Origin of the sequence: Pseudopedobacter sp. (assembly GCF_040392825.1) — a bacterium.
In the GTDB taxonomy this organism is placed as follows: Bacteria; Bacteroidota; Bacteroidia; order Sphingobacteriales; family Sphingobacteriaceae; genus Pseudopedobacter.
Window position 1 is genome coordinate 1 of record NZ_JBEBVH010000261.1, and the last position, 5,343, is coordinate 5,343.

The window sequence follows — 5,343 nt, forward strand, 5'->3', positions numbered from 1 at the left end:
AAAAGAGATTCACGGAGGTTTACAATTGGTGACTGGTCGTTGGCCAAACAAAAAAACTATAAAAATAAGAGTAAGATTTGGGGAGTCGGTAAGCGAAGCCATGTCCGAGATAGGAGAGAAAGGCGCAACTAATGATCACGCTATGCGTGATTTTATTATAGAATTACCTTGGTTAGGTAAGCTGGAAGTGGGGAATACAGGTTTTAGATTTGTGAGGATAGATTTGATTGATGAAAATGCTCAACTTCACTTGAAAGAGTTGAGGGCAATTTCTATTTATAGAGATATACCTTATTTAGGTAGCTTTAATAGTAGCGATACGTTACTGAATCAAATATGGATGACAGGTGCTTATACTGTTCATCTAAATATGCAGGATTATTTATGGGATGGTATCAAACGAGATCGCTTGGTTTGGGTAGGAGATTTACATCCTGAAGTGGCAACTATCAATAGCGTTTTTGGATATAATGATGTTGTACCTAAAAGCCTGGATCTTATTAGAGACATCACGCCTTTGCCTAAATGGATGAATGGGATAAGTACTTATTCTATGTGGTGGATAGTTCTACAATATGATTGGTATATGCATCATGGAGATTTAGTTTATTTAAGAGAGCAACAGCCTTACCTAAGAGGTCTTTTGCGACAAATTGTTTCAAATATAGATGAAAATGGCATAGAAAGACTTAATGGTGAGCGTTTTTTAGACTGGCCATCTACCAAAGATAAGAATGCAGTTCATGCCGGTTTACAAGCTATGGTCGTGAAATCAATTTTGCTGGGAAATAAGCTTTCAATAATTCTTGATGATAAAGGTATGATGCAATTGTGTGAAGGCACTTTAAAAAAACTGTCTGATTATGTTCCTAACCACCATAATTCAAAACAGGCAGCGTCATTAATGGCTATATCCGGATTGATGTCTCCGGAACAAGCCAATAAAGAAGTGATAGCTGTTGGAGGCGCAAAGGATTTTTCTACATTTTATGGGTATTATATGTTACAGGCAAAAGCGCTGGCAGGGGATTATAAAGGAGCATTAGATAATATTCGTGAATATTGGGGAGGAATGCTCGATTTAGGTGCTACAACGTTTTGGGAAGACTTTAATTTAGCTTGGATGGAAAATGCAGCTCCTATAGACCAGCTTGTTTCTAAAGGTAAAAAGGATATTCATGGAGATTACGGAGATTATTGTTATAAAGGTTATCGTCATAGTTTGTGCCATGGATGGGCATCCGGACCCACGGCTTGGTTAACAGAACATATTCTGGGTATAAAAGTTACAGCTCCGGGATGCAAAGAAATAACAATTAAACCAAATCTTGCAGATCTGGATTATGCAGAAGGAACTTTTCCGACTCCATTTGGCGTACTGTGGGTTAAACATACCAGAAAAAGAGACGGAAGTATTAACACTAATATTAAAGCACCCAAGGAGATAAGGATAGTTAAATAACTTTCAATTGTTGAATTTGATAGGACAATATATAGAAGAAACGTTTAAACCATCTACCTATAAAAAAAGTGCCTGCTTTTAAAATTGTAATCAGGCCTCTTTTTAATATCTGCTTTTTTCTGTTATATCTGCCAAATTAGGTGATAAATCTCCAAAATTTATATCTTCGTTATCAATGAAGATTTTTAACGATACTTTTGGGGCAAATGCACATACTTTTTACGAGCGATTCCAAAAAGACTTTAGGAAGTTTTATAAAAATTGTCAGCTTGAGAAGCCTTTATTGCACTATTTGTTAAATGGGAATAGTGTTTCTATACAGGCAATTAAAGGAATTGGTAAGAAACAGATACAAAAAGATGAGATTGTTTTAGTTTTTGAAAATAGTCAAATTGAAGTTAGTGGTGAAAGTGAGCTATATCCTGAGCTCTTTAAAATAGTGAGTACATTTACCCGGCACTTACTTGACGAACATTATAACTTTCGATTAAACAGACTAAAAAACGAAATCTTACTATTTACGAGCATTGTAGAAAAGCATAATAGAAAATACAGCTATAAATATAGGATGTTACTGGAAAATGAATTGCCTTATATATGCAATGATATAGAACTTCTATTAGGTAATCTAAAGGCTAGCCATTTGAAAAAACTAATAGAGAAGGTAAGTTTTGAAAGGGGAGCAAATGAATTGTCAGATGACATTATTGCCGCATTCGAAAAAATCTTGGAAGAGGCAGATAAAAGGATGATTTCTATAAGTAAATTATAAGGGATGATCTTTCAATAGCTTCTTAAATGTTGCCATAACCAAGCTTTTTTTAGTTATTTATAATTTGCAATACTTCCCTAATTTCAACCCTTTCTGCAATCAAAAACTCAATTCTTCTTACTGCTCCAAATTGTACCCGATTAAAAAGTAAGTAGCATAACCTCATTTCTTCTTAAACTGGCTTCCGCAAAGTTCGGTAAGACAAAAGCACATCTCCGCAAACTGCGGCAATGGAGCTTGAAACGCTTTTTCCTGACTTTTTTGTGCCCTAGATTTGCCTATGACAAAAGACCGATAGCGCTATCACAGAAGCTTTTGCATGATGGTTTAATCCTTAAAATTAAAAATTATGGGAAAATATACACAAGGCATATTGGGAGCCTTTTCAGGAAAAGTTGGAACGGTAGTCGGTTCGTCCTGGCGTGGTATTAAATACATGCGTAGTCTGGGATCAAAACGGGGTAATGCCGGCGCCAGCAAGAAGCAATTGGAACAACAGGCTCGTTTTGCCTTGATTAACGGTTTTCTGCGGCCTATTAAACCTTTGTTGGAAATTGGCTTTAAAAACTATGCCAATGGTCGCACAGGCTACAACAGTGCTTCCAGTTATAACCTGAAAAATGCTTTGACTGGCGAAACGCCTAATCTACAGATAGATTACAGTATGGTTCTGGTAAGCAGGGGCGATTTAACCGGAGTAAAATCTTTATCAGTTACTTCTGACAGTCCCGCCAGACTAAATCTAATCTGGGAAGACAATACCGGCAAGGGCCAGGCTAAGGCAAACGATCAGGTCATGGTTGCCATTTTTATTCCTTCTCTGGCCGAAGCCCTATACGCCATAGGGGAAGCAGAAAGACAGCAGGAGGCACTGGCACTGGATCTTCCGGAGGAATTTAGCGGTGAAACAGCCGAAGTATATGTAAGCTTCGCTGCCTTAGAATCTTCAGAAGTAGCCACCAGCCTATATGCAGGCAATGTCGTTATTGCTTAAAAGATAGCGACGAGCAGAGGGATAAATTCCCTCTGTTTATTCTTTTTAGATTTTGTCTCTTCTGTATGTGAAGAGAAGTCTCAAAAAAAATGAACATAGTATATACAACTAAATCTTTTATATGATGATCTCGAAACTTATTCTAAATAAAATAACAGAACGGGGTGATTCAGCAATCAGCTTACCTTTCATATCAATTCACCCAATCGTAAAATATTTCACATCGCTATTGTTCCTGAGTCTGGGTTTGCCCTACGGGATTTATCATTTTGATACCACAGCTGCATTGCCCGATCTGGGCATAAGCTACCTGTTTCTGCTGGCATTAATATTTTTCTTATTGGTGTTGTTGCTTTGCTGGAATCTCTTCAACAAAAGCTGGGCCCGGTTAGGTTTGCCCCCAATGGTCTATATGGTTAAACATTTTAAAGAACTGAGTTTATGGCAACAAATCTTATTGTACTGGCTTTCCTTTGCCTTGCTTTTCCTGGCTGCAATCGGCAGTCTGATCGCTATCTATTAAGGACCAACGATTACATCAGAAGGGAATATATTATGGAGATTGCCCGGAATGAACTGGGCATAAGGGAAGCTACGGGAAAGAACGATGGTAAAAGGGTAGAACAATACCTGGCGGTAACGGGATTGAAGGCCGGCCATCCCTGGTGTGCTTCATTTATTAGTTGGATATTCGCCAGGGCTGGATACCAGGAACCTCGGACGGCCTGGTCGCCTGCACTCTTTCCTGTTAGGCGGAGGAAAAAAGAAATAAAGCCTGCTAATGTATTAGGCATCTGGTTCCCTGATCTAAAACGGATAGCGCATGCGGGCTTGGTTGAGAAGCAACAGGGCGATTGGATTATTAGCATAGAAGGCAATACTAATATGGCCGGCAGTAGAGAAGGCGATGGGGTATACCGTAAGAGACGACATAGCAAGACCATTTATGCTTATGGAGACTGGATAAGTAAAATAGCATATTAATACGTTTCTATATAGTGGTGAGGAAATTATAAAGATTATTTTCCATCTTATTTTAGGATGCTTTTCTAATGAGAGAATATAATTTATATTTATAATCAAAAAAACAATGATGAAATATCAAATCAAATTATTCATAGCTTTCTTTTTATTGGCTTTTACTACGCAGTTACATGCGCAAAAGAGACTTTCTCTAAATTATTATGCCGAGGATGTATTGAACAAAATAGGGGTTACTGCATCTCAAAAAGAACAAATTAAGACCATACGATCCGAGCTTGATACCAATTTATCTGAAACCAGGAATAATACTAATCTGAATTCAGAGGAAAAGGCAACTAAGGATAAGCAGGCCTATAATAATGCTTTTGTTAAGTATAACGCAATACTTTCTAGCGAGCAACAAAAGACTGTCAGGAGGCTTCTTCATGAAATACAGGTAGAAAATGTTAAAAATGGGTTCGCTACTTTTCATGAAAGTGCACACTTTAAAAAGAGAATGGAAGTTTTTAAAGAAAATCCATTAGCCACAAACGGAATTGTTTTTTTAGGTAATAGTATAACAGAGCGCGGCCAATGGGAAATGTTATTTCCAAATAAGCCGGTCTTTAATAGAGGCATAGGCGGAGATAATACCTATGGTGTATTGGCCAGGCTTGATGAAGTTATTGCCAGTAAACCAGAAAAAATATTTCTGATGATTGGTATAAATGACTTAGGCAGCCGCCAATGGGAGATAGCATTAATTTTAGAAAACTATAACAAAATTGTAGATAAGATTAGAGCAGGTACACCTAAAAGCAAACTCTATGTTCAATCGGTACTTCCGTTGAACGATAGCCTTTTAAAAGCGAATACCTACAAAAATAAAGCGGATACGATTATCAAATTAAATAAGGAGCTTCAAATTATAGGAAAGAAAAAATGTGCCGGTTTTATAGATCTTTATAGTGTGTTCCATTCGGGAAATCATGTGTTAGATGCTAAATATACTAAAGACGGAATACATTTGCTTCCGGAAGGGTATGTAGTATGGAAAGATTTCTTAGAAAAAAATAAGTATTTATAGAGATTAAGTTCCAGTAGTCTTAACGAGTATTATATGACTGTATTTAAGTTGACGCAGAGAGGGTC

Annotated in this window: 6 protein-coding genes; all 6 read left to right on the forward strand. The window is 37.3% G+C overall.

Translation table 11 applies throughout. The annotated features are described in order from the left end of the window. A partial coding sequence (locus tag ABWO41_RS14955) for an alpha-L-rhamnosidase-related protein (protein WP_353139784.1) occupies positions 1–1,462 on the forward strand: 1,462 nt, incomplete at its 5' end. A gap of 175 nt (positions 1,463–1,637) precedes the next feature. After that, positions 1,638–2,234: a hypothetical protein gene (locus ABWO41_RS14960; protein WP_353139787.1), complete on the forward strand. Its 597-nt coding sequence runs from the start codon at positions 1,638–1,640 to the stop codon at positions 2,232–2,234. A 349-nt stretch (positions 2,235–2,583) separates the two neighbouring features. Continuing rightward, positions 2,584–3,228 carry a DUF6266 family protein gene (locus ABWO41_RS14965; RefSeq protein WP_353139790.1) on the forward strand — a complete coding sequence of 215 codons (645 nt, stop codon included), beginning with the start codon at positions 2,584–2,586 and terminating at the stop codon, positions 3,226–3,228. Positions 3,229–3,349: 121 nt separating this feature from the next. Continuing rightward, positions 3,350–3,751 carry a hypothetical protein gene (locus ABWO41_RS14970; protein ID WP_353139793.1) on the forward strand — a complete coding sequence of 134 codons (402 nt, stop codon included), beginning with the start codon at positions 3,350–3,352 and terminating at the stop codon, positions 3,749–3,751. After that, positions 3,670–4,212, forward strand: coding sequence for a C40 family peptidase (locus ABWO41_RS14975; protein WP_353139796.1), 543 nt, complete (start codon positions 3,670–3,672; stop codon positions 4,210–4,212). The genes ABWO41_RS14970 and ABWO41_RS14975 overlap by 82 nt, the downstream gene beginning before the upstream one ends. A gap of 106 nt (positions 4,213–4,318) precedes the next feature. Then, complete coding sequence (locus tag ABWO41_RS14980; RefSeq protein WP_353139799.1) at positions 4,319–5,278, forward strand: GDSL-type esterase/lipase family protein; 960 nt, start codon at positions 4,319–4,321, stop codon at positions 5,276–5,278. The last annotated feature ends 65 nt before the right edge of the window (positions 5,279–5,343 follow it).

Coding starts and splice junctions, on each gene's coding strand:
- ABWO41_RS14960 (WP_353139787.1), top strand. CDS start 1,638: ATGAAGATTTTTAACGATACTTTTGGGGCAAATGCACATACTTTTTAC.
- ABWO41_RS14965 (WP_353139790.1), top strand. CDS start 2,584: ATGGGAAAATATACACAAGGCATATTGGGAGCCTTTTCAGGAAAAGTT.
- ABWO41_RS14970 (WP_353139793.1), top strand. CDS start 3,350: ATGATGATCTCGAAACTTATTCTAAATAAAATAACAGAACGGGGTGAT.
- ABWO41_RS14975 (WP_353139796.1), top strand. CDS start 3,670: ATGGCAACAAATCTTATTGTACTGGCTTTCCTTTGCCTTGCTTTTCCT.
- ABWO41_RS14980 (WP_353139799.1), top strand. CDS start 4,319: ATGATGAAATATCAAATCAAATTATTCATAGCTTTCTTTTTATTGGCT.